Annotated in this window: 24 protein-coding genes; 6 read left to right on the top strand and 18 right to left on the bottom strand. The window is 72.6% G+C overall.

The genetic code is table 11. The features are described 5' to 3' along the window. The first annotated feature begins 104 nt into the window (after window positions 1–104). On the top strand, window positions 105–1,124 hold the full coding sequence (locus HDA32_RS05890) for a trypsin-like serine peptidase (protein WP_179642236.1): 1,020 nt from the start codon (window positions 105–107) through the stop codon (window positions 1,122–1,124). 263 nt (window positions 1,125–1,387) lie between these two features. On the opposite strand, the gene HDA32_RS05885 is transcribed toward HDA32_RS05890, so the two are convergent. The 4 genes from HDA32_RS05885 to HDA32_RS05870 all read right to left on the bottom strand — a co-directional run bounded on the left by HDA32_RS05885 (window position 1,388) and on the right by HDA32_RS05870 (window position 6,117). Continuing rightward, entirely contained in the window at window positions 1,388–2,812 is a 1,425-nt protein-coding gene (locus HDA32_RS05885) for an aldehyde dehydrogenase family protein (protein ID WP_179642235.1), read from the bottom strand. An 86-nt stretch (window positions 2,813–2,898) separates the two neighbouring features. Next, window positions 2,899–4,278: a cytochrome P450 family protein gene (locus tag HDA32_RS05880; RefSeq protein WP_246334248.1), complete on the bottom strand. Its 1,380-nt coding sequence runs from the start codon at window positions 4,276–4,278 to the stop codon at window positions 2,899–2,901. A 347-nt stretch (window positions 4,279–4,625) separates the two neighbouring features. Further along, window positions 4,626–4,829, bottom strand: a complete 204-nt coding sequence (locus tag HDA32_RS05875; protein WP_179642234.1) for a cold-shock protein — start codon at window positions 4,827–4,829, stop codon at window positions 4,626–4,628. Window positions 4,830–5,124: 295 nt separating this feature from the next. Further along, window positions 5,125–6,117, bottom strand: coding sequence for an aldo/keto reductase (locus HDA32_RS05870; protein ID WP_179642233.1), 993 nt, complete (start codon window positions 6,115–6,117; stop codon window positions 5,125–5,127). Window positions 6,118–6,289: 172 nt separating this feature from the next. Here HDA32_RS05870 and HDA32_RS05865 point away from each other — a divergent pair, with 172 nt between their 5' ends. The 3 genes from HDA32_RS05865 to HDA32_RS05855 all read left to right on the top strand — a co-directional run bounded on the left by HDA32_RS05865 (window position 6,290) and on the right by HDA32_RS05855 (window position 8,699). Further along, entirely contained in the window at window positions 6,290–6,853 is a 564-nt protein-coding gene (locus tag HDA32_RS05865; RefSeq protein WP_179642232.1) for a peptidoglycan-binding domain-containing protein, read from the top strand. Between the two features lie 64 nt (window positions 6,854–6,917). Then, the gene (locus tag HDA32_RS05860; RefSeq protein WP_179642231.1) at window positions 6,918–7,865 is read left to right on the top strand and encodes a 3-methyladenine DNA glycosylase; all 948 of its coding nucleotides are present in this window, start codon (window positions 6,918–6,920) and stop codon (window positions 7,863–7,865) included. Between the two features lie 330 nt (window positions 7,866–8,195). Next, window positions 8,196–8,699, top strand: coding sequence for a hypothetical protein (locus HDA32_RS05855; protein WP_179642230.1), 504 nt, complete (start codon window positions 8,196–8,198; stop codon window positions 8,697–8,699). 44 nt (window positions 8,700–8,743) lie between these two features. Here the strand turns inward: HDA32_RS05855 and HDA32_RS05850 are convergent, their stop codons facing one another. The 8 genes from HDA32_RS05850 to HDA32_RS05815 are packed head-to-tail and all read right to left on the bottom strand — an operon-like array spanning window position 8,744 to window position 15,846. Continuing rightward, on the bottom strand, window positions 8,744–9,400 hold the full coding sequence (locus HDA32_RS05850) for a TenA family protein (RefSeq protein ID WP_179642229.1): 657 nt from the start codon (window positions 9,398–9,400) through the stop codon (window positions 8,744–8,746). After that, a complete protein-coding gene (locus tag HDA32_RS05845) occupies window positions 9,385–10,131 on the bottom strand; it encodes a glutamine amidotransferase (protein WP_179642228.1) in 747 nt (248 codons plus the stop codon). The genes HDA32_RS05850 and HDA32_RS05845 overlap by 16 nt, the downstream gene beginning before the upstream one ends. Next, window positions 10,128–11,240: a phosphotriesterase family protein gene (locus HDA32_RS05840; protein WP_179642227.1), complete on the bottom strand. Its 1,113-nt coding sequence runs from the start codon at window positions 11,238–11,240 to the stop codon at window positions 10,128–10,130. The genes HDA32_RS05845 and HDA32_RS05840 overlap by 4 nt, the downstream gene beginning before the upstream one ends. Beyond that, complete coding sequence (locus HDA32_RS05835) at window positions 11,237–12,280, bottom strand: ABC transporter permease (RefSeq protein ID WP_218882346.1); 1,044 nt, start codon at window positions 12,278–12,280, stop codon at window positions 11,237–11,239. Before HDA32_RS05835 ends, HDA32_RS05840 begins: the two co-directional genes overlap by 4 nt. After that, on the bottom strand, window positions 12,277–13,032 hold the full coding sequence (locus HDA32_RS05830) for an ATP-binding cassette domain-containing protein (RefSeq protein WP_179642226.1): 756 nt from the start codon (window positions 13,030–13,032) through the stop codon (window positions 12,277–12,279). The genes HDA32_RS05835 and HDA32_RS05830 overlap by 4 nt, the downstream gene beginning before the upstream one ends. Before the next feature lie 2 nt (window positions 13,033–13,034). Beyond that, window positions 13,035–14,048, bottom strand: a complete 1,014-nt coding sequence (locus HDA32_RS05825; protein ID WP_179642225.1) for a substrate-binding domain-containing protein — start codon at window positions 14,046–14,048, stop codon at window positions 13,035–13,037. Then, on the bottom strand, window positions 14,045–14,974 hold the full coding sequence (locus tag HDA32_RS05820) for a carbohydrate kinase family protein (protein WP_179642224.1): 930 nt from the start codon (window positions 14,972–14,974) through the stop codon (window positions 14,045–14,047). Before HDA32_RS05820 ends, HDA32_RS05825 begins: the two co-directional genes overlap by 4 nt. Continuing rightward, window positions 14,971–15,846, bottom strand: coding sequence for a BtpA/SgcQ family protein (locus HDA32_RS05815; protein ID WP_179642223.1), 876 nt, complete (start codon window positions 15,844–15,846; stop codon window positions 14,971–14,973). The genes HDA32_RS05820 and HDA32_RS05815 overlap by 4 nt, the downstream gene beginning before the upstream one ends. A gap of 133 nt (window positions 15,847–15,979) precedes the next feature. Between HDA32_RS05815 and HDA32_RS05810 the strand changes: the two genes are divergently transcribed. Then, on the top strand, window positions 15,980–17,056 hold the full coding sequence (locus HDA32_RS05810; RefSeq protein WP_179642222.1) for a LacI family DNA-binding transcriptional regulator: 1,077 nt from the start codon (window positions 15,980–15,982) through the stop codon (window positions 17,054–17,056). Here the strand turns inward: HDA32_RS05810 and HDA32_RS05805 are convergent. Then, the gene (locus tag HDA32_RS05805) at window positions 16,996–18,138 is read right to left on the bottom strand and encodes a M20 family metallopeptidase (protein ID WP_179642221.1); all 1,143 of its coding nucleotides are present in this window, start codon (window positions 18,136–18,138) and stop codon (window positions 16,996–16,998) included. The genes HDA32_RS05810 and HDA32_RS05805 overlap by 61 nt on opposite strands. An 823-nt stretch (window positions 18,139–18,961) precedes the next feature. On the opposite strand from HDA32_RS05805, the gene HDA32_RS05800 reads away from it, so the two are divergent. Next, entirely contained in the window at window positions 18,962–19,966 is a 1,005-nt protein-coding gene (locus tag HDA32_RS05800) for a pectate lyase family protein (protein WP_179642220.1), read from the top strand. A 95-nt stretch (window positions 19,967–20,061) separates the two neighbouring features. Here HDA32_RS05800 and HDA32_RS05795 read toward each other — a convergent pair whose 3' ends face one another. From HDA32_RS05795 to HDA32_RS05775, 5 genes are all read right to left on the bottom strand, one after another. After that, the gene (locus HDA32_RS05795; protein WP_179642219.1) at window positions 20,062–22,587 is read right to left on the bottom strand and encodes a glycoside hydrolase family 2 protein; all 2,526 of its coding nucleotides are present in this window, start codon (window positions 22,585–22,587) and stop codon (window positions 20,062–20,064) included. 266 nt (window positions 22,588–22,853) lie between these two features. Then, complete coding sequence (locus tag HDA32_RS05790; protein WP_179642218.1) at window positions 22,854–23,786, bottom strand: ABC transporter ATP-binding protein; 933 nt, start codon at window positions 23,784–23,786, stop codon at window positions 22,854–22,856. Between the two features lie 5 nt (window positions 23,787–23,791). Beyond that, on the bottom strand, window positions 23,792–24,742 hold the full coding sequence (locus HDA32_RS05785; RefSeq protein WP_179642217.1) for an ABC transporter ATP-binding protein: 951 nt from the start codon (window positions 24,740–24,742) through the stop codon (window positions 23,792–23,794). A gap of 5 nt (window positions 24,743–24,747) precedes the next feature. After that, complete coding sequence (locus HDA32_RS05780; protein ID WP_179642216.1) at window positions 24,748–25,671, bottom strand: ABC transporter permease; 924 nt, start codon at window positions 25,669–25,671, stop codon at window positions 24,748–24,750. After that, window positions 25,668–26,663 carry an ABC transporter permease gene (locus HDA32_RS05775; protein WP_179642215.1) on the bottom strand — a complete coding sequence of 332 codons (996 nt, stop codon included), beginning with the start codon at window positions 26,661–26,663 and terminating at the stop codon, window positions 25,668–25,670. The genes HDA32_RS05780 and HDA32_RS05775 overlap by 4 nt, the downstream gene beginning before the upstream one ends. Window positions 26,664–26,722: the final 59 nt, after the last annotated feature.

Here is a 26,722-nt window from a genome sequence, read left to right as displayed (position 1 = left end):
GTCGACGAGGGGCGGCGCCGCGGCGGCGCGGATCGACTCCCCCACCTGCCCTGCAAACACAAAGTGACTGACCTGCTACTGAAAGTATGGCAGAATTCCGGTCCATGACACCGTCCGTCGCCCACAAGGTCCTCGGTCCGCTCGCCGGGATCGCCATCGCCATGGCCGGCGTCCCCGCCGACGGCGGTGGCGCCGACCGGCCCGCCGCCACCGCGACCCGGGCGCACGAAGGGGTCGTGCGGCAATCGGCGGCCGACGGCCCCGGCGAGCGGCGCGACGTTTTGGCCTACTGGACGGCCGAGCGCATGGCCGCGGCCGAGCCGATCGGGCCGTCCCTCGACGAGGCGCCGGACGCGCGGCCCCTGACGGCCGCCCAGGAGGCGGATTCCCCCGCCTCCCCCGGGCACGGCGGAACCGAGCACCAGGCCGCGCCCCGCTCCGGCAGCACCGGTAAGCGCTGGACGGGGGGCGGGAAGGTCACCAGGACCACCGGCAGGGTCTTCTTGACCATGAACGGCAGGGACTTCACCTGCTCGGCCTCCGTCATCCCCGCTGAGAACAAGGACACGGTCATCACCGCGGGCCACTGCCTCAAGGACGGCACGGGTCCGTGGGCCCGCAACTGGGTCTTCGTGCCCGGCTACGACGACGGCGACCGCCCCTACGGCGACTACACGGCGCGCGAGATGCTGGTCGCGCCGCAGTGGGGGCGCGAGGCCGACGACAGCTTCGACTTCGGGATGGCCGTGCTCGACACCGGCTCGGGCGGCGCCCACGTGGCCGAGAGGACGGGGCACCAGGAGATCGCGTTCGGCACTGGCCACAGTGATCGGGTGTACTCCTTCGGCTACCCCTCGGTGGACCGCTACGACGGCCGCCACCTGCACTACTGCTCCGGCCCGGTCCGCCCCGACCGGGGCGGCACGTCCGCCTCGGGCATGGCGTGCAGGATGAGCGAGGGCTCCAGCGGCGGACCGTGGCTGTCGGGCTTCGACCCCCGCACCGGAACGGGCACCATCACCTCGGTGATCAGCTTCAAGTACGCCGACAACCCCGGCAGGCAGTACGGCCCGCGCCTCGGCTCGGCGGCCGAGCGCGTCTACGACACGGCGCAGGCGCTCTGATCGGCATGTGACGATCGGGGGCGCACAGGGGATCGGCTGCCGCAGTGCGCGCAAGCCGCCGACGGCACAGCGGATCCGCGCCTCGGAAGTCCCGCCTCGCCCCGTGAACTCGACGGTCAGAGCTCGATGAGGGCCGCCGGAAGGTTCTCCGGGGCCTCGGCGCCCCGGGACTCGGTACTCCTCGCGGGGACGGCGAGCGCGAGGACCCGGGAGGGGCGACTCCCGGGTCCTCGCCTTCGCCCGCCGAATCGGGACCGGGGCCGCTACAGCGGGACCCCGGTCACCACCATCACCCGCTCGTAGGTGAGGTCGGCCATCGCCGAGCGCAGGCCCTCCTTGCCGACTCCCGACTTCTTGACCCCGCCGTAGGGCATCTGGTCGGCGCGGAACGACGGGACGTCGCCGATGATGACGCCGCCGACGTCGAGCTCGCGGTGCGCCCGGAACGCGGTCTGCAGGTCACGGGTGAACACGCCGGCCTGCAGGCCGAAGTCGCTGTTGTTGACCTGGGCGAACGCCTCGTCGACACCGGAGACCCGCTGCACCACCAGGACCGGGCCGAAGACCTCCTCCCGAACCACCTTGGAGTCGGCCGGCGCCGCCGCCAGCACGGTCGGGGCGACGGTGACGCCGTCGCGCTTGCCGCCGGCGAGCAGCTCGGCGCCCGCGCTCACGGCCTCCTCGACCCATTCGGTGACGCGGACCGCCGCGGCCTCGTCGATCAGCGGGCCCACGTCGGTCGCCTCGTCGCGGGGGTCGCCGGTCGCCAGCGCCTCCACCTTCTCGACGAGCCGGGCCGTGAACTCCTCGTGGACGGCGTCGTCGACGATGACCCGCTGCACGCCGATGCAGACCTGGCCGGCCTGGTTGTTGCCGAACAGGGCGACCCGCTCGGCGGCCCACTCGACGTCGGCGTCGGCCAGCACGACGGCGGCCGCGTTGCCGCCCAGTTCCAGCGTGACGTGCTTGTGCGGGGCCCGGCGCTGCAGCTCCCAGCCGAACTGGCCGCCGGTGAAGGAGATGACGGGCAGCCGCTCGTCGGTGATGAGGGAGGCCGCGCGCTCGTTGGGCATGGGCAGGACGGAGAACATGCCGGCGGGGAGGTCGGTCTCGGCCAGGATCTCGCCGAGCACCAGCGCCGACATCGGGGTGGCCGGAGCCGGCTTGAGGATGATGGGCGCGCCCACGGCGACGGCGGGCGCGACCTTGTGCGCGACCAGGTTGAGCGGGAAGTTGAACGGCGAGATGCCGAGCACCGCCCCCTTGGGCACGCGGCGGATCACGGCGATGCGTCCGGTGCCGGCGGGGTCGGTGTCCAGGCGCTGCATCTCCCCGCTGTCGCGGCGCGCCTCCTCGGCCGCCCAGCGGAACACCGAGACGGCCCGGCCGACCTCGCCGCGCGCCCACTTGACGGGCTTGCCGCTCTCGTCGGTGATGATCCGCGCGATCTCCTCGGTGCGCTCGGCGAGCCGCCGGGAGACGTGCGCCAGCGCCTCGGCCCGCACGTGGGCCGGCAGCGCCGCCGCCCGGTCGAGCACGCCGTGCGCGGCCGCGACGGCCTCCTCGATCTGGGCCTCGGTGGGCACCGACACCGCTCCCACGACCTGCCCGTCGTAGGGGTGGGTCACCGTGATTTCATCGTCGCCGGTAGCAGCAGTGCCGGCCAGCCAGAACGGACGCGTAGACATGCCAGTGACGCTACTGGCCGCATCCCCGTCCGGCTTTGGCCGAAACGTCCAAATCCGAAGCCTCGGACTGGCCCGGATGGATAAGGCTAGGACCTGCTCCTCCCCCGCCACCAGCGCAGGACGCGGCTGAGCAGGTCGGTGGGGCCGGTCTGGTCCTGCCGTTCCGGTTCGGGGGGCGGCGCAGGGGCCTCCGGGGCCGGGCGCTCGGGGGCCGCCACCGGGGTGAAGGAGACGGGGAGTTCGATCAGGCCGCGGACGAAGACCTCGCGGCGCCAGCGCAGCTCGGCGGGGTCCACCGCCAGCCGGATGCCGGAGAGGCGGTCGATCAGCCGCTCCACCCCGATGCGGACGATCTGCTGGGCCAGCGGCTGGGCCGGGCAGCGGTGCTCGCCGGCGCCCCACATCAGGTGGGCGCTGTTGTGGCCGGTGGGCAGGGCCGAGTCCGGTGCGTGCCGGGTGAGGCCGAGACGGGGGTCGGCGTGCGCGGCGGCGAAGCCGATGACGAGCGGCTCGCCCGCGCCGATCGCGGTGCCGTCGATGGTGACGTCGCGGGTCGGGAAGCGCGCGGCCAGCGCCTGCATCGGCGGCTCGGTCCAGATGACGTGGTTGACGACCTCGTCCAGCAGCACCCCGCCGCTGGCGTACTCGCGTGCGACGCCGGGGTCGGTCAGCAGCAGCCGCAGCACGTTGCCGAGCAGGTTGGAGGTGGGCTCGTGCCCGGCGCCGGCCAGCAGGATCAACTGATCGGCCATCTCGGCGTCGGTCAGCTCGGCCGGGTGGTCCATCATCCAGCTCGTCACGTCCGCGCCGGGCTCGGCGCGCTTGTGCTGCACCAGACCGACGAAGTAGTCGCGCATCCGCGCGACCGCGTCGGCCGCGACCGCGCCGTCGGTGGTCCACAGCGTCGTCGACAGGTGGCCGAGGACGTAGCCGTAGGCGTCCTCCAGGCCGAAGAACCGGTTGATCAGCAGTGGGGGCAGCAGTGCGGCGTAGTCGCCGACGAGGTCGGCCTCGCCCCGTTCGCAGAAGGCGTCGATGAGCTGGTCGGCGACCTCGCCGATGTCCTTGCGGACGCGGGTCTCCGACAGCTTGGACAGCGCGTCGGCGATCGGGGCGATCAGCCGCGCGTGCTCGGCGCCGTCGCAGTAGAGCGCGCTGGAGCGGTAGGCCATGGTGGGCCGCAGCTCGGCGCCGAGTTCACGGCGGCCCTCGCGGATCTCCCGCCACCTGCGGGTGTCGCGGGAGTAGCCGCTCCAGTCGCGCAGCACCGCGAGGTTCTCCTCGTAGCCCAGCAGCAGCCAGGCCGCGAGGTCGGGCTCCAGGCGCACCGGGGCCACCTGGCCGAAGCGTTCGCGCAGGCTCTCCCAGAGTTCGTGGCGGTCGGTCCCCTCGTATCCCTCGTACAACGGGACGGCGGAGTCCTGCCAGGGGCATCGGGAGGCGGCGTCGGCGCGGTTATCGGTCAAGGTTCGCAGTTCCAGAAGGAATAGGAGGTAAACCGGGCTAGATGAGACTAGCGTCACTTTACTCATCTTTGCCAGGGACGGCGCGTCACGGCCATATCACCCTTCGCGGTCCTCCGGGCCCGGAACGGGGGAGACCGCACGGCCGCGAAGGCCCCCGGCCCCTCGCCCCGGGCCGGGGAGGCGCCGCCGCGCCGCTCGCCGTCCGGCCGCATCGCGCCTGGTCACGCCTTCTTCACCCGACGCGGCCGCCCTCCGCGTCCCGGCCTCCGGTGCGCCGGAAACAGGTCGGGCCCCCACGCGGTGGCGTGGGGGCCCGGAACTCACGACCGGGAGTCGCGAGGGATGTCTTAGATGCCGACGACGTTCTCCGCCTGGGGACCCTTGGGGCCGGCGACGATGTCGAACTCGACGCGCTGGTTCTCCTCAAGGTTGCGGAATCCGGCACCCGAGATGGCGCTGTAGTGCACGAACGCATCGCCGCTGCCGTCGTCGGGGGCGATGAAGCCGAAGCCCTTTTCGCCGTTGAACCACTTGACGGTTCCCTGAGCCATGTTCTCTCCTTCAGCTCGGTGGCCCGGACGCGCACGTTGCGGCGTCCGAGAGCTGTCGCGAGCCGATTCCAGAAACAGAAAACGCCCGCCGGCCAAAAACTCCGCGGGCGACAAGAACCATCAACTGCGAAATCAAAGACTAACAACCGATCCTGACATTAGCACACCGCTCCCGCGCCATCCGGCCACCTGGCAGTGTCTTGCGTCGCCTTCCGTCGCCTCCCTTCACCACCGGCGTCATCCGGTGGTGAAGGGAGGCGACGCCGCGGGCGCCCCTCTCCGGGCGCGCGGAAGGTCAGCGCCGCACGGTCCGCATGCCCGCCGGCGCGTAGCGCTCGCCCGTGGTCACGCCGACCGGCGCGACCCTCTCGATGGCCTCGATGTCGGCCCGGGTGAACTCGACGCCGGAGGCTCCGGCGTTCTCCTCCAGGTAGCGGCGGCGCTTGGTGCCCGGGATCGGGACGACGTCCCCGCCCTGGGCGAGCACCCAGGCCAGCGCCAACTGGGAGGGCGTGACGCCCTTGGCCTCGGCGAGCCCGCGGACCTCGTCCACGACGTCGAGGTTCCTGGCGAAGTTCTCCCCCTGGAACCGCGGCGCGTTGCGCCGCCAGTCGTCCTCGGGCAGGTCGTCGATACCGCGGATGTTCCCCGACAGGAACCCGCGCCCCAGCGGGCTGTAGGCGACGAACCCGATGCCCAGCTCGCGGACGGCGGCGAGCACGCCGTCGTCCTCGACGTCGCGGGTGAACAGGGAGTACTCGGTCTGCAGCGCCGAGATCGGGGCGGTCGCGTGCGCGCGCCGGATCGTTTCGGGCGCGGCCTCCGAAATGCCCAGGTGGCGGACCTTGCCCGCCTGGACCGCCTCGGCCAGGGCGCCCCACGTCTCCTCGATCGGCACATCGGGGTCGACCCGGTGCTGGTAGTAGAGGTCGACGCGGTCGGTGCCCAGGCGGCGCAGCGAGCCGTCGAGCGCCCGGCGGACGTAGTCGGGCCGGCCGTTGACCCGCCCGGTCATGGCGCCCCCGGAGTCGACCTCGTTGCCGAACTTGGTGGCGATGACGACCTCGTCGCGGCGCCCCTTGACCGCCCGGCCGACCAGCTCCTCGTTGGCCCACGGCCCGTACATGTCCGCGGTGTCGAGGAAGGTGATCCCCAGCTCCAGCGCCCGCTCGATGGTCCGGAGCGATTCGGCGTCGTCCCCGGTCCCGTAGGCGAAGGACATCCCCATGCATCCGAGCCCCTGCTCGGAGACGGTGAGTCCCTGAGCGCCCAGCTTCCGCTGCTTCATCGCGATACCTCCGCGTCCGGCGTCGTCGGGGCCGACGGCTGTCCGGCCCGCCCGGTCGTCCTGCCCGCGCTGGGCGCGTCGAATCGTGCGCGAGTCGTGCGGGCCGGTGCGGGGAAGTCGGTGTCTTATATACGCAAGGACATCACTCGATCACTCAGAGAGAGGAACTCGCATGATCAGGAAGCGCACCCCGGTGGCCGCTCTGGCCGCCACCGCGCTGGCCCTCACATCCGGCGCGATGGCGGCGGCTCCGGCGGCCCTGGCCGACGGATCGAGCACGCGGCCCTCCGCGTCACCGGCGGTCGAGGCACGGCAATGGCCGGTGCTCGAAGAGGGGCAGGAGGGGTTCCGGGTGAGCGTGGTGGAGTTCCTGCTCTACGAGTACGGCCATTACGACCAGTCGGAGGCCGAAGGGGTCTTCGACGAAGAGGTCACCGCGGCGGTGGAGGACTACCAGAGCGCCAGGAGGCTGCCCATCACCGGCAAGGCCGACGCCGAGACCTGGAACGACATCCGCGACGACTTCGGCCTGATCGGCCCGGGGCACCACGGCCTGAAGGCGAAGGCGGTGCAGGTCGCCCTGATCGACGGGTACGGCTACGACCTCCACCTCGACGGGATCTACGGTCCCGAGACCAGGGGCGCCGTGGCGGAGTACCAGTCGGTGCAGGACATCGACGCCGACGGGTGGGTCGGCCCGGTCACCTTCCGGGCCCTGATCACCGGCGGGGACTGAGCGGACCCGCGGCCCGGCCCGCGCGGGGCCGCCGGGCCGGGACTGCGCATATCCTGGGGCCGATATGAGCATCGGCATCCCCGCGGCCGCCGGGTGGCGGGTCCTGGAGCAGGCGCGGTGGCGGGAGCGCGAGGCCCGGCACCACGAGCGCGCCGACGCGCTGCTGGCCGGCCACCTGGAGCGGCGCCGGCTCGGCGCCGCGCACCCGGTCGAGGACTTCCTGTTCACCTACTACAGCCACAAGCCGGGCCGGCTGCGCCGCTGGCACCCCGGCGCGGGCGCCGTCCTGCTCGGGGAGGCCGCGCTGGACCGCCTCGACCGGCGCTGGTACCGGGAGTTCACCGTGCCGGACCCCCGGGGCGGGTCCGCGCGCGGCGTGGGGTTGGACGCCGAGGCGTTCTACGCCGAGCGCGGGGCGACCGTCGACTTCGTCTCGGCCCTGCTGCGGGCGGTGAACGCCCGCCCGGCGCACCTGGGCTGCTTCGGGCTGCACGAGTGGGCGATGGTCTACCGGCTCTCCCCCGAACAGGTGCGCCACGCCCGCGTGCCGCTGCGGCTGGGCTCCGAGGGCACCGACCGCGTCGTGGAGTCGCACCGCGTCCACTGCTCGCACTACGACGCCTTCCGCTTCTTCACCCCCGAGGCCCGCCCGCTCAACCGGCTCCGGCCCACCAGGCGGGACCAGGTCGACCAGGACCAGCCGGGCTGCCTGCACGCCACGATGGACTGCTACAAGTGGGCCTACAAGCTCACTCCGGCCGTGCCGGGCGAGCTGGTGCTGGACTGCTTCGAGCTGGCCAGGGACGTCCGCGAGCTCGACATGCGCGCCTCCCCCTACGACCTGAGCGGGCACGGCTACTCCCCCGTCCGCATCGAGACGGCCGAGGGCAAGGCCGAGTACATGGCGGCGCAGAAGGAGTTCGCCGAACGCGGCACGGCGCTGCGCTCGCGCCTGCTGGAGGTCTGCGAGGCCCTCGCCGGCGGACCGGCCCGCGGCGGCCGCTCCCGCTGAGACGGCCGGTCCCGCTCGGGCGGCCGTCCCATCCCTCACGCTCGCCCGGGGCGGTGGACCCTACCACCGGAAAAGGGCCGCGGAAAGGCCTGACAGCCCTTTCCAGAATGGATTTCCCGGCCGAAACGCATTTAGGTGGCCCGGTTTACAGCGGGAGCGCCTGAATTCCGTCACCCGGAGGGCGAAGAATGCCCACCCGGACACCTCTGTACGGAACTCCCGGGTTCCATGAGGATGGGTTCCGCCATGCAGGTGAATCGGCGGCCGTACTTACGGTAGGCCACCCATCGAGTCCGCCGGAATCCGGCACCGACATTGAGCGAGAAGCCCATGAGGATCACCTACTGCGAGGCATGGGACGTGCTGTCCCAGCGCCCCCGGACGCCCGTCTCCCCGCAGGAGGCGGAGCGCCGCTACCGCTTCGGAGAGCCCTTCACGGTGCTCATAGGCACGCCGCACTCCTCCGTGATCATCGAGATCGACTGGGAGGAGGGGCGCGCCGGATCGACGTTCATCGGGCGGTACGGGCGCAAGGAGATCTCGTACGGATTTCACTCACTGGGAGAAGACTCCCTTTTTCTCGGCGCCACGACGTCCTGGGACTATCCGCAGAATTCGCGCTCGCGAATGCTGAGTGACACCGTGCGCGTGGAGACCTGCGACTACCATCCCGACGGATACACGAAGAAGACCGTCCGGGACAGCGCGACCCGTGGGGAATCGGTCAGCGAGCACCGGGACGTCCCGGTGGACCTGCACTGGGAGCCCGTCCCCCGGTTCGGGGACTGGGCCTCCCTCGCCCGCCTGCACCGGGACCTGCCCCCGGCGTGGTGAGCGGGGCCCGGCCGGCCCTTCGCGGGGCCGGCCGGGCGCGCCGGTCAGTCCAGGTACACCGCGTCGTGGAACCGGATCTCCTCGCGGAGCATGCCGGTGAACCACTCCGCGAGCGCGGAGTCGCCGACGTCGGCGGGCAGGGCGTCGACCTCGGCCCGCAGGAAGGCCACCTGGTCGGTGAACGGGGCGCGGGCGTGCAGGTCGACCCAGTTCTGCACCGTGGCCGGGCGCGCCGCGCCGGAGGCGGCGGCGGCCGAGCACCAGGTGAGGTAGAGGTGCTCGGCGGCGAACATCGCGGTGACGATCGCCGGGTAGCCGTGGTCGGCCGCGCCGCGCAGCACGTGCTCCGCCAGCCCCTCGGCCTGCCGCAGCCCCGCCGGGCCCGGCTCGGCGCGGACCGGCCAGTCCGCGCGCGCCCGGGCGAAATAGGCCCGCTGCTCGGTGACCAGCCCGTGCAGGGAGCGCGCGTGCCCGACCGTCGCCTCCCAGCTCGGCGCGTGCCACACGGCCGCGCCCAGCACGCGGGCCGCCGCATGCACGAACCCCTCCTCGATGAGCAGGTAGCGCGCGTAGGCGACCTCGTCGACCCGCCCCTCGGTGATCTCGGTGATCAGCCGCGCCGCCGCGGCGTCGGCGAGCGCGCCCCGCGTGGCGGCGAGCAGCCGCTCGCTGCGCGAGGCCGCGGTCAGTTCGCCAGCCATCGCACCAGCCCGTCGAAGAGGCGCCCGTAGCCGCTCCACTGCTCGCAGAACGAGGGCGGCGCCCAGTGCGGCGAGCAGTCGGAGGTGAACACCGCGGTGCGCCCCCGGCCGTGCTCGCCGACGACGACGAGCGGGTCGCCGTTGATCGTGGCCAGCGTCGCGGCGCCGTCGCGGGCGGCGACGCGGTTGTAGCCGAGCAGGTGCGGCCACTGCCCGCCGGCGCCGCCGAGGGCGGGATGCCCGGCGTCGAGCACGGCCGGGTCGGCTCCGGCGGGCAGCTCGACCCGGTCGTCGTCGGGCAGCAGCTCCACCGGCAGGGCCGGGGCGATCGGGGTCTGCCGGAACGCGGCCTTGGCCTGGAAGCCGGTGAAGGACAGGTAGCCGCCGATCATCATCAGCGCACCGCCCTCGGCGACCCATCCGGCGAGGTTGGCCAGGCGGTCCTCGCCGCGCTCGGAGCGCTCGAGGACGGCGGGGTCGAGTTGGATGGAGTTGGCCCCGATGTCGGAGAGCACCACCAGGTCGTAGGCCGAGAGCGCCTCCGCGTCGCCGGGGAACCGCGCGGGGACCAGGTGCGCGGGCAGGTGGGTGACGGTGTGCCCCGCGGCCTCCAGCGCGTCGCGCAGCGGCCCCACCCCCTCCACGTAGGAGTGCACGGTGAATGAGTCGACCCCCTTGACGTGGGTCGATTCGGTCATCCAGCTCTCGCCGGCGATGAGGACGCGGCTCACGACGGCTCCTTCCTCGCGATGGTCGCGTTGTTCGTTGTCGGGTCGGCCGCGGGTCGTGCGCCGCGGCCGCGGGCTGCGGCCTCGAAGAGCCGCCGCGGGTTGCCGGCCAGGAGCAGGTCGACGGTGGCGTCGTCCACGCCCAGCCCGCGCAGCCGGTCGGCGAAGAGCACCGGAACGTAGCCGAAGCCGTTGCCGCCGTGGCGGGTCAGCATGCTTTTGAGGAAGACGTCGTGGCTGAGCAGCAGCCGGCCGGCGTGGCCGGCGCGGACGAGCGTGCGCACGGCTCGGGCGGTGTCGGCCGGCGCCGGCGACTGCCCCTCCCCCGGGTAGCGGAACGGCATGCCGACCATGTCGAACTCCAGCCACGCCCCGCGTTCGGCGACGGCGAGCTGGTACACGGGGTCCTCCCCCGAGGGGTCCATGTGGCACAGCACGACCGCGCCGGGATCGACGCCCTGCTCCTCCAGGACGATGTCGAGCACCTCGAAGGCGCGGCGCCGCCACCCGGGCAGGTGCACGAAGAGCGGGACGCCGACCTCCCGCTGGGCCGCGCAGGCCGCGCGCAGGGCGGTGTGCTCGTCGGCGGTGAAGTCCGGCGACACCCCGATCTCGCCGATGACGCCGGGGCCGGCCGCCCCGGGCCCCTCGGCGCGGAACTCGGCGACGAGCTCGGCGGCGAGGTCGTCGACGCCGGTCCTGGCGAGGTGGGCCGGGTGGAACCGCTGGAGGTACCACCCGGAGCCCATGATGACGTTGAGCCCGGTGCGCTCGGCGATCCCGCGCAGCGCCGCCGGGTCGCGGCCGATGCCGGGCGGCGTGAGGTCGATGACGCTGCGCCCGCCGGCCTCGGCGAAGACCGCGAGGTCGGCCACGACCGCGTCGACGTCGTCGAGCACGCAGTGGTCGCGGCAGGCGTAGGGGTCCTCCCGCAGCAGCCACGCCAGTTCCGGCGTGACCGCGGCGTCGGTGAGGAACGCCCGCTCGGGCCGGGTCGGCGGCACCACGGCGGAGCGCAGATCGTTGACCAGGTGCTCGTGCGGGAGGGTGAGCCCGAGCCGGTCGCTGCCGATCACGCCCGTGACGGTGCCGACCCCGACGGCGCCGCTCACCCGCTCCTCCCCAGCATCCTGGCGGCGAGCTGACCGATGTCGCGCCCGCGCAGGTTGATCCAGATCGCCAGGATGAGCACGCACCCGGTGATGATCGGGGTGAGGAAGGGGCTCATGCCGAGCAGGGTGAGGCCGTTGGCGATCGCCCCGGTGATGACGGCGCCGATGACCGTCCCGACGATCGTGCCGCGCCCGCCGAAGAGGTCGGTGCCGCCGAGCACGACCGCCGCGATGACGGTCAGCTCGAACGCCTGCGCCGAGTTCGCCGAGCCCGAGCCCAGCCGCGCCGCGATGAGCAGGCCGGCGACGCCGGCGGCCATCCCGGTGAGCATGAGCGCGAGCATCTTGATCCGGCGGGTGTTGACCCCCGCCCGGCGCACCGACTCCTCCTGGGAGCCGATGCCGGTGACGTACTGGCCGAAGCGGGTCTTGTGCATCAGCACCGCGCCGAGCACGGTGATGGCCAGCGCGATCCAGGCCAGGGCGGAGAAGCCGAGGAACTCGGCGTTGCCGATCCTGGCGAGCAGCAGCCGGTTGTCGATCGGCACGGAGAAGCCCTCGGTGCGCAGCAGCGCGATGCCGCGGATGACCGACATGGTCGCCAGCGTCACCACGAACGGCGGGATGCGGTTGTAGGCCGACAGCCAGCCGTTGACCAGCCCCCAGAAGGCGCCGGCGAGGATGCCGATCACGATCACCAGGGAGGAGTCGAGCCCGGAGACCAGCAGCTCGGCGCTGACGGCCGCGACGAAGGCGATGGTGGAGCCCACGGACAGGTCGATCTGCCCCGAGGTGATGACGAAGGTCATCGCGACGCCGACGATCACCACCGGGGCGATCTGGGTGGCCAGGTTCGAGAGGTTGTCGAAGGTCAGGAAGGTCGGCGACGCGAAGCCGAACAGGGCGAAGAGCGCGACCGTGACGGCGACCATGAGCAGGGTCGCCTTGTTGGCCTCCTGCCACAGGGCCGCCGTGCGGCCCGGGGGCCGGGGCGGTGCGCCGGTCGCCGTGGAGACGCCGGGGGCGGTGTCCGCGGTCACGAGCGGACCTCCTTGTCGGTGTCGGACCGGGTGATCATCGCGACGAGCCTCTCGATGTCGAGGTCGGAGATCGGCGCGTCGTCGACGCTGCACCCCTCGTACATGACGGTGATGCGGTCGCAGACCCGGAACAGGTCCTGGAGGCGGTGGGTGATGAGGATGACGCCGACGCCCCTGGCCGCGACGTCGCCGATCAGTCGCAGCACCGACTCCACCTCGGCGACGGCCAGCGCGGCGGTGGGCTCGTCCAGGATGAGGACGTCGGGCCGGGTGGAGACGGCGCGGGCGATGGCGACGGTCTGGCGCTGCCCCCCGGAGAGGTGGCCGATCTCCTGGCGGGTGGAGGAGACGCGGACGTGCAGGTCGTCGAGGATCCGGGCGGCCTGGGCGTGCATGGCGGCCCGGTCCAGGAAGGGGCCCTTGCGGGGTTCGCGGCCCAGGAACAGGTTGCTCGCCACGTCGAGGGTGTCGCACAGGGCGAGGTCCTGGTAGACGATGCCGATCCCCTCGCGCCGCGCGCCGGCGGGACTGGCGAAGCGCACGCTGCGCCCGCTGACCAGGATCTCGCCCTCGTCGTGCTGGACGGCGCCGGCCAGGACCTTCATCAGGGTGGACTTGCCGGCCCCGTTGTCGCCGACGAGGCCGAGGACCTCGCCGCGCCCCAGGGTCAGGTCGACGCCGCGCAACGACCTGACCGCCCCGAAGGACTTGCGGATGCCGCGGAGTTCGACCAGCGGCGTTTCGTCGGTCATGGTCACTTCTCCAGGTAGTAGAGGTAGTCCTCGACGTTGTCGGGAGTGACGATCTGGATGGGGACGGGGATGTCCTCAGGGGCCTCCTCGCCGCAGGCCAGCCGGATGGCGGAGGCCATGGACGCGTAGCCGAACTCGAAGGTGTTCTGCTGGACGACGCCGCTGATCCAGCCCTCGCGCAGCCCGTCGACGGCCGGCTCCGACATGTCCCAGCCCACGACGGTCACCCGGTCGGCGGCGTTCTGGCCGCGCACGGCCGCGGCGAGGCCGATGAGGGCCGGTTCCCCGGTGGCGTAGACGTACTCGGTGTCGGGGTCGCCGGTGAGCAGGTTCTCGGCCGCGGTCTGGGCGTCCTCCTGGATGTTGCGGCCGTCCACCACCGTTCCCGCGGCCATGCCGCCGTCCTCGACGGCCTCGGTGAAGCCCTCCTGGCGCTCCAACTGGACGGTGCTGTTGAGGGCGCTGACGACGTGGACGGTCCCCTCGCCGCCGGACTCCTCCAGCAGGTGCTCGCCGATCTGCGCGCCGCCCTCGGCGTTCTCCACGCCGACCTGGGTGGAGACCGCAGGGTCGTCGACGGTGGCGTCGACCGCCACGACCGGCACGCCGGCCGCGTCGGCGCCGCGGACGGCGGGCCTGATGCCCTCGGTGTCGACGGCGTCCACGACGACCGCGTCCACGCCGCTCGCCACCAGGTCGTTGATCGCGTTGGCCTGGGTGACGGAGTCGTCGTCGCCGTTGACCACCTGCAGGTCGGCCCCCGCCTCGTCGGCGACGCGCTGGGCTCCGGTGATGATCTGGTTGAAGAAGAGGGCCTGAAGGTTGATGGTGACCAGGCCGATCTCGACGGGTTCGCCCTCGACCTCGCAGGCGGTGGGCACGTCCGTGGGGGCCGGCGGGCCCTGGGCCGCCGCCTGCTCCTCGGCCGCCTGCTGCTCGCGCACCTCGGCGTCGCAGGCCGCGGTGGCCAGCAGCAGCATGGCGCTCAGCGCGGCGATCCCCGCGTTCTTGGTCATGGTGTGCTCCGAATGGGTGTGGTCCGGGTGGGGCGGTCGGCCGCCCCGGCCGACAGCGCCTCGACGGCACCGCGGTCCGGGGCGCCGCGGGCACCGGTGACGGTGCAGGACAGGGCCGCGGCGGCGGCCGCGGTCCCGGCGGCCGCGACGGGGGCCAGGCCCTCGTCGAGACCGGCGAGGTAGGCGCCGGAGAAGCAGTCCCCGGCCCCGGTGGCGTCGACCGCGTCGACGGGCAGCGCCGCCCCGTGCTCGACCCGACCGCCGGGCTCGGCCAGCCGCCAGCCGTTCGCCCCGTCGGTGGCGAGCAGGACGACGTCGTGCCGCCGGGCGAGCGCGGACAGGGTCTCGCCCGTGGCCCCGAAGAGGGACTCCAGTTGGGCGCGCCCGGCGACGGCGTGCCGGGCGCACGAGAGCGCGACCCGGGCGGCGTCGGGGTCGGCGCAGCCGTCGAGGTCCACGAAGAGCCGGACGGTCCCGGCCGGGTCGGCCTCGGCCAGGGCGTCTGCGGCGTGCGGCCAGCGGTAGCCGTCCAGGTAGAGCCAGCCGCCGCCGCGCGCGGCCAGCCGCCGGACGCCCGCGGCGATGCGCGCCGGGTCCAGTCCGTCGTCGCGGCTGATGATGGCGCGCTCGCCGTCGGGGGTGACGAGGACGATCGCCGTCGCCACGGAGGCGTCGGTGTGGCACCAGTCCGTGTCGACGCCGTCGGCGGCCAGCGCGGCGAGGAACTCCCGGTCCATCGGTGCGGTGCCGACGGCGCCGCCGAAGGCCGCGTCGGCGCCCATGCGGGCGGCGGCGACGGCGGCGTTGGCGCCCATCCCGCCGTGCCGGTACTCGATCGCCGCGGCGTGCACCCGGTCGCCGCCGCCCGGCAGCCCCGGGACGCGCGCCACGACGTCGACGTTGGCGTAACCGCAGAACAGGATCACCGGAGGTCGGCTCCTGCCCGCTCGGCGGCCGCGGCCAGCGCGCGGACCTTCTCCGGGGCCACCCGGCCCCACCAGCGGCCGTTGTCCTTGAGCGATGAGGCGACGATGACGCCGTCGCAGGCGGGCAGCAGGCCGCCGATGTTGTCCGCGTCGATGCCGGAGCCGATGACCACCGGGAGCCGGGTGTGGGCCTTGATGCCCTCGACCTCGTCGGGGGACGCCGCGTCGCCGGTGCGCGAGCCGGTGGCGATGAGCACGTCGGCGTCGAAGAACTCCGCGTCCTCGGTCTGCTCGGCGAGGGTGCGGTCGGCGACGATGGCGTGCGAGCCGTGCTTGACGTGCACGTCGGCGAAGACCCGGACGCCCTCGGCGCCGATGCGGTGCCGGTAGCGGGTGGCGCGGGCGGCCCGGCCCTCGATGATGCCCTCGTTGGCGACGTAGGCGTTGGCCCACTGGTTGACGCGGACGAAGCCGGCGCCGGCGGCGTGCGCCGAGGCGATGGAGCACTCCGCCGCGTTGGACAGCACGCTCACGCCGACGCCCCCGGCCGGGTCCGCGGCAGCGGACTCGCGCACCCGCGCGGTGACGACGGCCATGGCGGCGGCGGTCTCGTACCCGTGCTCGCCGGGCTTGAGGAAGGGGATGTCCCAGTGGTTCTCGACGATCACGCCGTGGCAACCGTTTGCATGGTAGGCGGCGGCCTCCTCGATCGCGAAGCGGGAGATCTCGTCGAGGGACCGCCCGCGGTAGTGCGGGCTGCCCGGCAGGGGCGGCAGATGCACGGCCCCGATGATCACCGGCGACGTCCCGAAGAGTTCGCGGACGGCATCGGGCTTCGGCGGGAAGACACCCGGCTGCTGATGGCTGCTCATGAACCTCTCGCTGATGTAATCGATTGCCGAGAAAGTACCCAGAATGTACGGGCACTCCAACGAGGCGGTCAATACCTATGCTGTAAACCTGCTGTTACGGGGGAGTCTGCATGTCACCAAGGAAGGCAACCGATTGCATCGCATAACGATCGCGCAGGTAGCGGCCAAGGCCGGCGTCTCCACGGCGACCGTGTCGCGGGCGCTCTCCGGCGCCCGCCCGGTCTCGGACGAGATCCGCCGGCGCGTCGACGCCGCCGCCCGGGAGCTCGGCTACTCGGGCAACACCATCGCCAGCGCGCTGCGGCGCAGCCGCACCGACACCGTGGGGATGGTCGTCCCGAGCATCGCCAACCCGTTCTTCACCTCGCTGGTGGAGAGCGTGGAGCACGTGCTGCAGGCGGAGGGCCGGCAACTGTTCCTGTGCGACTCTCGGCAGGACACCTCGGTGGAGGAGGGGCACCTGCGCTCCCTGGCCGCGCGGCAGGTCGACGGCATCATCATCAGCCCGTGCCACGGCACCCGCAGCACGCCGGCGGTCGAGGCCGCGGCCGCCGCGATCCCCCTGGTCCAGCTCGACCGGCACGTCGCCGGCACCAACACCGACTGGGTGGGCGTCGACGACCACGAGTCCATGCGGCTGCTGCTGGAGCACCTGCACGGGACCGGGGCCCGCTCGGCCGCCTTCATCAGCTCCACGCTGACGAACTCCTCGACCGAACTGCGGCTCGCCGGCTTCCGGCTGCAGACGCAGCGGCTCGCGATGCGCACCCGCCCGGACTGGATCCTGCTGGGCGAGTACTCCGTGGACTGGGGCCGGCGGGCGACCGCCGTCCTGCTCGGCGACGCCGACCTGCCCGAGGCGATCGTGTGCGCCGACGACCTCATCGCGCTCGGCGCCCTGCGGGCCTGCCGGGACCACGGGGTGGACGTGCCGGGCGACATCCGGATCACCGGCTACGACGACATCGACTTCGCCGCCCTGTTCGAGCCCGCCCTCACCACGATCAGCCAGCCCCGCGACCGGATCGCGGCCGAGGCGGTCCGGCTGCTGGCGACCGCGGCGCAGGGGGGCGCCGCCGCCGCCCACATCGCGCTCGCCCCGAGCCTGGTCGTGCGCCAGAGCACCGGGGCGGGCGGGCAGACGGGGCCTCAGCCCATGTCGAGCAGGTCCGAACCGGGCGAGCACCAGGAGTCGAGCAGCCGCCCGTAGACGTCCACGGCCTGTTCCAGGCGGGTCAGCGAGCACCACTCGTCCACGACGTGGCACTGGCCGGGCTCCCCGGGACCCAGCACCACCGTTCCCGCGGCGTCCAGCGCCCCGGCGAGGACGGAGGCGTCGGTGAAGAAGCGCGCCGGCGCCGACGGCTCGTCGGCCAGCCCCGCGTCGCGCAGCACGGCGCGCACGGCCGCGACGAGCGGCGAGTCCAGCGGGGTGCTCACCATGGGCAGGTCCACCAGGTCGGCGATCTCGACGTCGGGACCGACGATCGCGCGCACCCGCGAACGCAGCTCCTCCGGCCCGGAGCCGGGGACGGTCCGCAGGTCCAGCAGGAGTTCCGCCGCGTCGGGCACCACGTTGGGCTGTGTGCCGCCGTTGAGCAGCCCCACGTTCGCCGTCACGGCGCCGAACCCCTCGGCCTCGGGCCAGTCGGCGGCGTCGTGCAGCGCGACGGCGGCCCGGGCCAGCGCGACGACCGCGTTGCGGCCGAGTTCGGGGGCCGATCCGTGCGCCGAGACCCCGCGCGCGGCCAGCCGCAGCCACAGCGCGCCCTTGTGCGCCGGGACGACGCGGTTGGCGGTGGGCTCGCCGACGAGCAGCCAGCCGCCCGGGCGGAGCAGGTCGGCGGGGATGCGGGCGGCCCCGTCGCAGCCGGTCTCCTCCCCAGCGGTCAGCACGACCTGCACCCCGCGGCAGCGGTGCGGCCGGGACCGGTGGTCGCGCAGCGCGGCCAGGAACGCCGCGACGCCCGACTTCATGTCGCTGGCTCCGCGCCCCACCAGGTGGTCGCCGTCGAGTTCGGCCAGCCAGGGGTCGGTGCGCCAGTCGCGGGCGTCGGCCGGGACGGTGTCCAGGTGCCCGGTGAAGGTGAGGGGAGGCGTCTCGGCCGGTTCGGGCGTGACCGCCACGACCTGCTCCCGGCCCGGCTCCCAGCCGACCGTGCGGGTGGACAGCCCCGCGTCGTCGAGCAGCCCGGCGGTCAGGGCCGCCGCGGCCCCCTCCCCCGCCGCGACGGTGTCGAGGGCGATCAGATCCCGCAGCAGGTCGTGGGCGTCGCGTCCGTCAATCGCCATGATCTCTCCGTTCAACGCCCGGACCTGCGCAGACCGGGCGAGGGATCATCATAGGGACACCGCGGCGGCCCGAAGGCGGCCGGGCCGCCGACCACGAGGCCGCACATCAGGCCGTAGCCACCGGACGCGGCACACAGACAACGCGAATACCGAGGTCTGCAGGAGTCGCGTCGAGTGATCGGTGGTCAGGCGGCCAAGGTGCGCTGTGCGGCCTTGTCCGCCGCCGAGCGGCGGGTGGCCCGCACCGAAAAAGCAGGAGCAGGGGCAGGCTCGGGTCGGCTGCTCGGGTATCCGTTCTGCAGTGGTTCTCCCGGCGATCTCGACCTTATCGGGCCTGAAAACGCTGCGATAACCCCCACAACGCCAACGTGAGTTTCAACCTCGACCATCGGGGGGTGTGAATCTCAGCCGAAGGACGCAAGCCCGCGGTGACTGGGCGATGGTGCACGCTCCCCGGCCCCAGGGGGTCGAGGTCGAGGGGGCCCACCCGCACGCCTACTCCATTCCATCCCGGGGCCGAGGCGAAAACGCAACGTCAAGATCGGCGAAAGCGCGTCGGCAATGATCTTATATCACCCGACGATGATCATTAATCTAATCTGGAATATCTCACCTGCGGATTCGCGAAGCGAGCAATTAACGCTATTGACACTCCCGAATCCGGTCCGTAATATTCCGGTAACGGAAAGCGCTTTCCCTCTGCGGTGCTCCACGGGCTCGGACCGGTGGGGCACCGCATCCCGCCGTCCCGATTCCCCCTTGGCGGACCACTAAGGAGGTCCGTCATCGGGGCGGCGGGTTCTACGAGAAAGGTGAATTCCTCATGCACGTCCCGACGACCGAATCACCGGCCCCGCGCGCCTCGCGGCGGTGGCGCACCTGGACCGCGATCGCCGCGGCGCCGGCCATGGCACTGGCCGGCGTCACCGCCATCGCCGGGCCCGCACCCGCGGCCGGCGCCGGCGACCCGGTCCCGATGGACTCCCCGATCGGCTGGGCGAGCCAGAACGGCGGCACCACCGGCGGCGCGGGCGGCGACACCACCACCGTCACCAACGGAGACGACCTGGTCTCGGCCATGCAGAGCGACGGCCCCCGCACCGTCCAGGTCAGCGGCACCATCGACCTGTCCGGCATGAACGACGTCGCCTCCGACAAGACGATCATCGGCCTCGGCTCCGACGCCACCATCACCGGCGGCGGGATCGACGTCGACTCCGCGCACAACGTCATCATCCGCAACATCAACTTCCGCGACTGGGACGACGACGCGATCAACATCCAGGACGCGTCCACCAACGTCTGGGTCGACCACAACAGCTTCACCGGCGGCCACGACGGCGCCGTGGACGCCAAGCGCGAGTCGGACTACATCACCGTCTCCTGGAACCACGTGTTCGACCACGACAAGTCCATGCTGCTGGGCCACTCCGACGGCCACACCGAGGACATCGGGCACCTGCGGGTGACCTACCACCACAACTTCTTCGACGGCAGCGACACCCGGCACCCGCGGGTGCGCTTCGGCAACCCGGTGCACGTCTTCAACAACTACTACCGCGACAACGCCGAGTACGGCGTGGCCTCCACCATGGACGCCGGCGTCCTGGTCGAGGGCAACTACTTCGAGGGCGTCGATCACCCCACCCACGTCGGCTACGGCTCCTCCGACGACGGCGCCGTCGTCGCCCGCGACAACGTCTACGACGACTCCGGCGACCCCGAGACCGGCGGAAGCGTCGACCCCATCCCCTACTCCTACTCCCTGGACGACCCGGGCGACATCCCCTCGATCGTCTCCGGCGGCGCAGGCCCCGGCAACATCTGATCCCTTCCCCATGGTGGGCACGGCCCCCTTCCGCGCCCATCAGGTAAGCGCTTGCCCCCGTCCGGACCCGTGCCGGGCGGGGGCGGCGCCCGCGGTCACCGCGCCGGGTCGGGGGCCGTGCGGACCGCCTCGTTGACGCAGCGCAGGACCGGCGGACGCAGCACCGCTTCGGGGTCCAGCGCCGCGCCCCCTTCGATGGTGAAGGTGTGCGACTCCTCCGGCAGCAGCGTGACCAGCGCCTCGTCCACCTCGGCCGCGCCGTCCAGCCGGTCGGGGAAGAGCGCGAGGTCGCGCAGGAGGGTCCGCGCCGTGACGGTGACCCGCAGGTCGCCGCCGCGCACCAGCGCCTCGGCGTCGTACTCCGGTTCGGGCAGGGCCAGGTCGACGTCCTCGGCAAAGAACCACCAGGCGCGGTCGACGTCCCCGTCCGCGGTGACGTCGGCGGTGACCAGTTCGCGCGCGGGGTCCTCGGCCCGGGCGACCGGCTCGGGCACGGCCAGCCGCAGCAGCCCGCGCGGGCCGACCTGGAACCCGGCCTCGACCTCCTCCAGCACGGCCCCGGCGAGGTCGCGGCGGGCCAGGCGCACCCGCCCCTCCCACGTCCGGCCGGTGTCGTTGCACAGCACCACCGACAGGCCGCCGTCGGCTCGCACGGTGACCAGCCGGTCCCGGTGCACCCGGCGCAGCGCGTACCACAGCGGTTTGCGCCGCCCGGCCCCGTCGACGGCCGACCACGAGGTCACCGGCCAGCAGTCGTTGAGCTGCCAGACCACGGTGCCGGCGCACAGCGGCCACTGGGCGCGGAAGTGCTCGATGCCCAGGCTGATGGCCCTGGCCTGATTGACCTGGGTGAGGTAGTGCCAGTCGTCGAATCCGGCGGCCGGGCCGAAGTGCGGGGCGAGGCCGCGCGCGAGCTTGCCGTCGCCGTCCTCGGCCTTCTGATGGTGCCGGACGCCGGGCGAGTCCGGTGCCAGGGGCTCGTCGCCGACCGCGGCCCGCAGCGTGGCGTGGGCCGGCGGGGCCTGGAAGCCGAACTCGGCGACGAAGCGCGGCCGGTAGTCGAGGTAGCCGGTGTAGTCGCGCTCGTTCCACACGTCCCAGATGTGGACGGTGCCGTGGGCGGGGTCGTTGGGATGGCGGTCGGGCCGACCGGAGTAGGGGCTGCCCGGCCAGTAGGGGCGGGTCGGGTCGAGTTCGGCCACGATCCGCGGGAGCAGGTCCAGGTAGTAGCGCTCGCCCCAGGTGCGGGCGCCCAACTCGGCCTTCCAGCCCCAGTCCTCGTGCCCCCAGATGTTCTCGTTGTTGCCGTTCCACAGGACCAGGGCCGCGTGGTGGGCCAGGCGAACGACGGCCTCCCTCGCCTCGGCCTCGACCTCCTCGGCGAGCGGCGGCTCCTCGGGGTAGGCCGCGCAGGCGAACAGGAAGTCCTGCCAGACCAGCACGCCGCGCTCGCCGCAGAGCTCGTAGAGGTCGTCGCTCTCGTAGCGGCCGCCGCCCCAGATCCGGAGCAGGTTCATGTTCGCGCCGACCACTTGGTCGATGCGTTCGGCGTAGCGCTCGCGGGTGACGCGGGCGGGAAAGCAGTCGTCGGGGATCCAGTTGGCCCCCTTGACCAGGATCGGCTCGCCGTTGACCCGGATGGTGAACGGGGTGCCCGCCGCGTCGGGACGGGTGTCGAGCTCGACGGTGCGAAAGCCCACGCGGCGCCGCCACGCGTCCAGCTCCCCGCCGGGACCGTCCAGGCGCAGACCGAGGTCGTAAAGCGGCTGGTCGCCGTGGCCGCGCGGCCACCACAGCCGCGGATCGGGCACTCGCACCTCGACGACGGCCGCGGACTCCCCCGGGGCGACGGCGACCTCGCGCCGCTGTCCGGCGACCGCTGCGGTCAGGGTCAGCGGCGCGTCGGCTCCGGCCCCGGTGCGCTCCAGCTCCACGTGCAGCCGCGCCACGCCCTCGGTCCGGCCGTCGGCCCCGGTGCGCACCGTGATCTCCGGGCGCACCCCGGCCAGGCGGGCGGTGCTCCAGGCGTGCAGGCCGATCGGCCGCCAGATCCCGGCGGTGACGAGGGTCGGCCCCCAGTCCCAGCCGAAGTTGCAGGCCATCTTGCGGATGAACTGGAACGGCTCGGGGTAGGCGCCCGGCCGGTCCCCCAGCCGCAGCCGCAGGTCCTCGGCGTAGCGGTAGGCGGAGGTGAAGGTGACCGCGAGCTCGTTGTCCCCGGCGCGCACCGCGTCGGTGACGTCGAACCGGTAGGAGCGGTGCATGTTGGCGGTGCGGCCCACGACCCTGTCGTTGAGGCGCACCTCGGCGACCGTGTCGAGCCCGTCGCAGACGAGGTCGAGCCGCTCGGCCCCCTCCAGCAGGCCGGTCAGCGCGTCCTCGGCCAGGACGGTCGCGTAGCGCCAGTCGGTGCGGCCGATCCACCCCAGCCGGGTCTCGTTGTCGTCGGCGTAGGGGTCGCCGATGAGGCCAGCGGCCAGCAGGTCGGTGTGCACGCACCCCGGCACCGCGGCCGGGACGCCCTCCGGCGCCGTGACCGCTTCGGCCGCCTCCTCCGGCGGCCCCGCGGGCGGCACGGCCCGCACGGTCCAGTTCTCACGCAGGTCGAAGTGGACTGCCACATTGCTCCAGACGTCGCTCGGATTCAGAACTTGTGCACCGCGGTGGGCGAAGGGGGCGGGCTGCCGCGAGAGTGCGCGCCCGTCATTCAGACCCGTGCCGTCAGGGGCCCGGCGCGCGCCTCGCGGCCGAAGCACGTCGGTGACCGTACGCACCGGACCTCAGCACCGCTTCGGTGTCGAGGCGCGGCCGCGGCCGGTTTGCAGGCCATCCGCCGGCGAAACGGGCCGCGCTCTCGCCACAGCCTCCCTGGCGGGTCACGCCGCCCTCAGCACGATCCGTCCGCGCCGTCCCCCGAGCAGCCCACGAAGTGGCCCTCCTCGGCCTCCACCAGCCGGACGCCGCCGCCGTCGCCGCCGCCCGGCCCGTGCACCGGGCAGCCGCCCTCCGCGTCGGCGGCGCGCTCGGCGTCCGTCTGCGCCCAGGTGCGGTGGAGCCGCGGCACGGAGGCCAGCAGGCGGCGGGTGTAGGGGTGCAGCGGGTTGGCGAAGACCCGGCCGGTCGGCCCCGACTCCGCGATCGCCCCGCGCCGCAGGATCACCGACGTGTCGCTGACGTAGTTGCCCAGCGACAGGTCGTGGGTGACGAACAGGATGCCCATGCCCCGGGCCTTCAGGTCGCCGAGCAGGTTGAGCACGTCGATGCGGGTGGAGGCGTCCAGCATGCTGATGACCTCGTCGGCGACCAGCATCCTGATGTCGAGCAGCAGCGCCCTGGCGATGAGGAGGCGCTGCAGCTGGCCGCCGCTGAGCTGGTGCGGGTACTTGCCCAGGACCTGGGCCGGGCCGAGGCGGACGACGTCCAGGGACTCGGCGATCCTGCGCCGCCATTCGGCGTCGCCCGCCTCGGGGAAGTACTCGGCCCGGATCAGCGCGAAGACCCTGTCGGCGGGGAAGATCGGGTTGAAGCAGCTGAAGGGGTCCTGGAAGACGCCCTGCACCCGCCGGTAGTACTCCTTGCGCCGCCGGTGCCCGCGCAGCCGCGAGACGTCGGTGCCCTCGAAGGTGATGGTGCCCTCGGTGATCGGGGTGAGCCCCAGGACCATCCTGCCGATGGTGCTCTTGCCGCTGCCGCTCTCGCCGATGAGCGAGACCACCTGGCCCGGCCGCACCTCGAAGCCGACGTCGCGGACGGCGCGCAGCCGCTCCCCGCCGAAGGCGCCGATCCGGTAGACCTTGGACACCCGGTCGAGTCTGAGCATCGTCGCTACCCCGCCTTCCAGCAGGCGGCCCAGTGGCCGCGGTCGACTTCGACGAACGGCGGCTCCTCCTCGCACTTGGCGAAGGCCAGCGGGCAGCGGTCCTTGAACCGGCAGCCCTTCGGCGGGTCGAGGAGGCCCGGAGGGCTGCCCGGGATCCCGGCCAGCCGCTGCTCGGTGTAGGTGACGCCGACCTCGGGCAGCGAGGAGATGAGCATCCGGGTGTAGGGGTGGCGGGGCGCCTCGACGACGGAGCGGGCCGGCGCCTTCTCCACCGGCTTGCCCGCGTACATCACCATGATGGTGTCGGCGATCTGGTAGACCAGCGAGATGTCGTGGGTCACGAAGATCATGCCGGTGAGGTAGCCGCGGTCGCGGAACTCCACGAGGGCCTCCGACACCGCGCGCTGGGTGGAGACGTCCAGCGCGGAGGTGACCTCGTCGGCGATGAGCAGCGACGGGTCGAGCAGGGTGGACAGCACCATCACCACCCGCTGCTTCATGCCGCCCGACAGCTCGATCGGGTAGCGCTTGAGCACCTCGGCCGACAGCCCGACCAGGTCCAGTCTGCGGTGCAGCTCGCCGCGCACGGAGGTGAAGCGCACCCCCCGCGATTCGAGGAGTTCGGCGATCATCCTGCCGATCCTGCGGGTGGGGTTGAGCGCGCTCATGGCGTACTGCGGGATGAGGGACACCTTGTGGTAGCGGAAGGGCGCCATCGCGGCCTGGTCGCCGACGGGCAGCTCCTCCCCGTCCAGGCGCACGGTGCCGCGGACGTGCTTCATCCGGGCGTCCATCCGGATGAGGCTCTTGCCCAGGGTGGACTTGCCGCTGCCGGACTCCCCCGCCAGGCCCATGATCTCGCCGTCGGCGAGGCTGAAGCCGACGCCGTCGAGCGCGTGCACGTCACCGCGCAGCGTCCGGTAGTGGACCGTGAGGTCGGATACTTCGAGGCTCACGCCGCTCACAACTCCCTCAGTCGCGGATTGAACACCTCGTCCAGGCCGACGTTCATGATGTAGAGCGACCCGACGATGGCGGTGATGCCGAGCCCCGGGGGCACGAACCACCACCACATGCCCAGTTGCAGGGCGCTCCAGCTCACCCCGTTGTGCATCATCAGCCCGAGCGAGACGCCCTGGGTGGGGCCCAGCCCGATGAAGTCCAGGCCGGCCGCGATCAGGATCGCCCCGCCGAACAGCAGGATGAAGGTCATGAACAGGTAGGAGCTCATGTTCGGGGCGATCTCGCGGAAGATGATCTTCCAGCCGCGCCGGCCGCTCAGCCGGGCCAGGTCGACGAAGTCCCGGGTGGCCAGCGAGAGGGCCTGGGCGCGGATGGCGCGCGCGGCCCACGGCCACGACGTCAGCCCGATGAACAGCGACTGCACCATGATCCCGCGGGCCTCCAGGTAGGCGGCGGCGATGATCAGCACGACCAGGGCCGGCAGCACCAGCACGATGTTGGTGATCATGTTGAGGACCTCGTCGACCAGCCCGCCCCGGTAGCCGGCGGTGAAGCCGATGACCATGCCGACGAGCGCCGCGACCCCGCCGCCGAGCAGGCCGACCAGGAAGGTCGAGCGCAGTCCGTGGGCGAACTGGGCGAAGACGTCCTGGCCGAAGTTGGTGGTGCCGAACCAGAACTCCCCCGAGGGGGGCTGCGCCTGCGGCCCGACGTAGGTGTTGGGCCCCTCCTCGATGAACATCGGGGCGACGACGGCGGTGGCCAGGAGCACGGCGATGACCGCGAGCCCGGCCAGCAGCTTGGGGTTGCGCCGGGCGAAGTAGAGGGTGTCGCCCCGCCCTCGCGCGCCGGCGTCGACTTCGGGGGCCGTCGCCGGATCGGGCCCGGGGACGCGGTCGCGGGGTGCCTGCTCTGCGGTCATGCGGTCCCTCCCTGCATCTGCATCCGGATCCGCGGATCCACCAGGACGTAGAGGACGTCGATGACGAAGTTGGCGATCAGCACGCCGAGGACGATGAACAGGAAGGCGCCCTGGAGCAGGAAGAAGTCCCGGTTGTTCAGCGCCTCCAGGATGAGGTTGCCCAGCCCGGGATAGGAGAAGACGATCTCGGTGAGCAGGGCGCCGGCCACGATGGTGCCCAGTTGCAGGGCCAGCCCGGTGAGCTGGGGCAGCATCGCGTTGCGGAAGGCGTAGCCGCGGATCAGCCGGCGCGGGGCGCCGAGCGCCTCCAGGTAGTTGGAGTAGTCGGCCTCCAGCTCGTAGATGATCATGTTGCGCATGCCGATCGCCCAGCCGCCGAACGCCACGAGGAAGAGCGACAGGAACGGCAGGAACCAGTGCAGCAGCAGGCTGGCGAGGAAGGGCCAGGACCACGACGGCTGCAGCGCGAACCCGTAGGCGCCCGCCGTCGGGAAGATCCCCGCGACGATCCCCAGGCTCCAGGCCAGCAGGATCCCCAGCCACATGTAGGGCGTGGCCGTGAGCAGGTAGCCCACCGGCAGCACGGTGTTGTCGAGCCATTTGCCGCGCGCCGCGAACGCGCCGAACTTGTTGCCGGCGAACCAGCTCAGCAGGATCGCCGGGATCAGCAGCCCGAGCGTGTAGGGGACCGCCCCCATGATCACCTCGGAGACCGGCGCGGGGAACAGCCACACGCTGGTGCCGAGGTCGCCCTGGGCCAGCGAGCCCCAGAAGTTGAGGTACTGCCGCCAGACGGGCTGGTCGAGGCCGAACAGCGAGGAGTAGTAGTCGCGCATCGACTCCAGGGCCTCGGCGTCGCCCACCGAAGCCCGGGCCAGCATGCTGCGCACGGGGTCCCCCGGCATGAACCGCGGGATCATCCAGTTGATCGTCACCGCCACGAAGAAGGTGAGGGCGTAGACAAAGAGCTTCCTACCGAAATAGCGCCACACACGCTCCTCCTGACAACGGAATCCATGCGGACGTCCGCTCCCCTCCCCCGGTCGTGAAA

Source organism: Spinactinospora alkalitolerans (assembly GCF_013408795.1).
Lineage (GTDB): Bacteria > Actinomycetota > Actinomycetes > Streptosporangiales > Streptosporangiaceae > Spinactinospora > Spinactinospora alkalitolerans.
The sequence above is the reverse complement of the archived record's forward strand: the minus strand, read 5'-3'. Positions and strand labels throughout refer to the sequence as shown.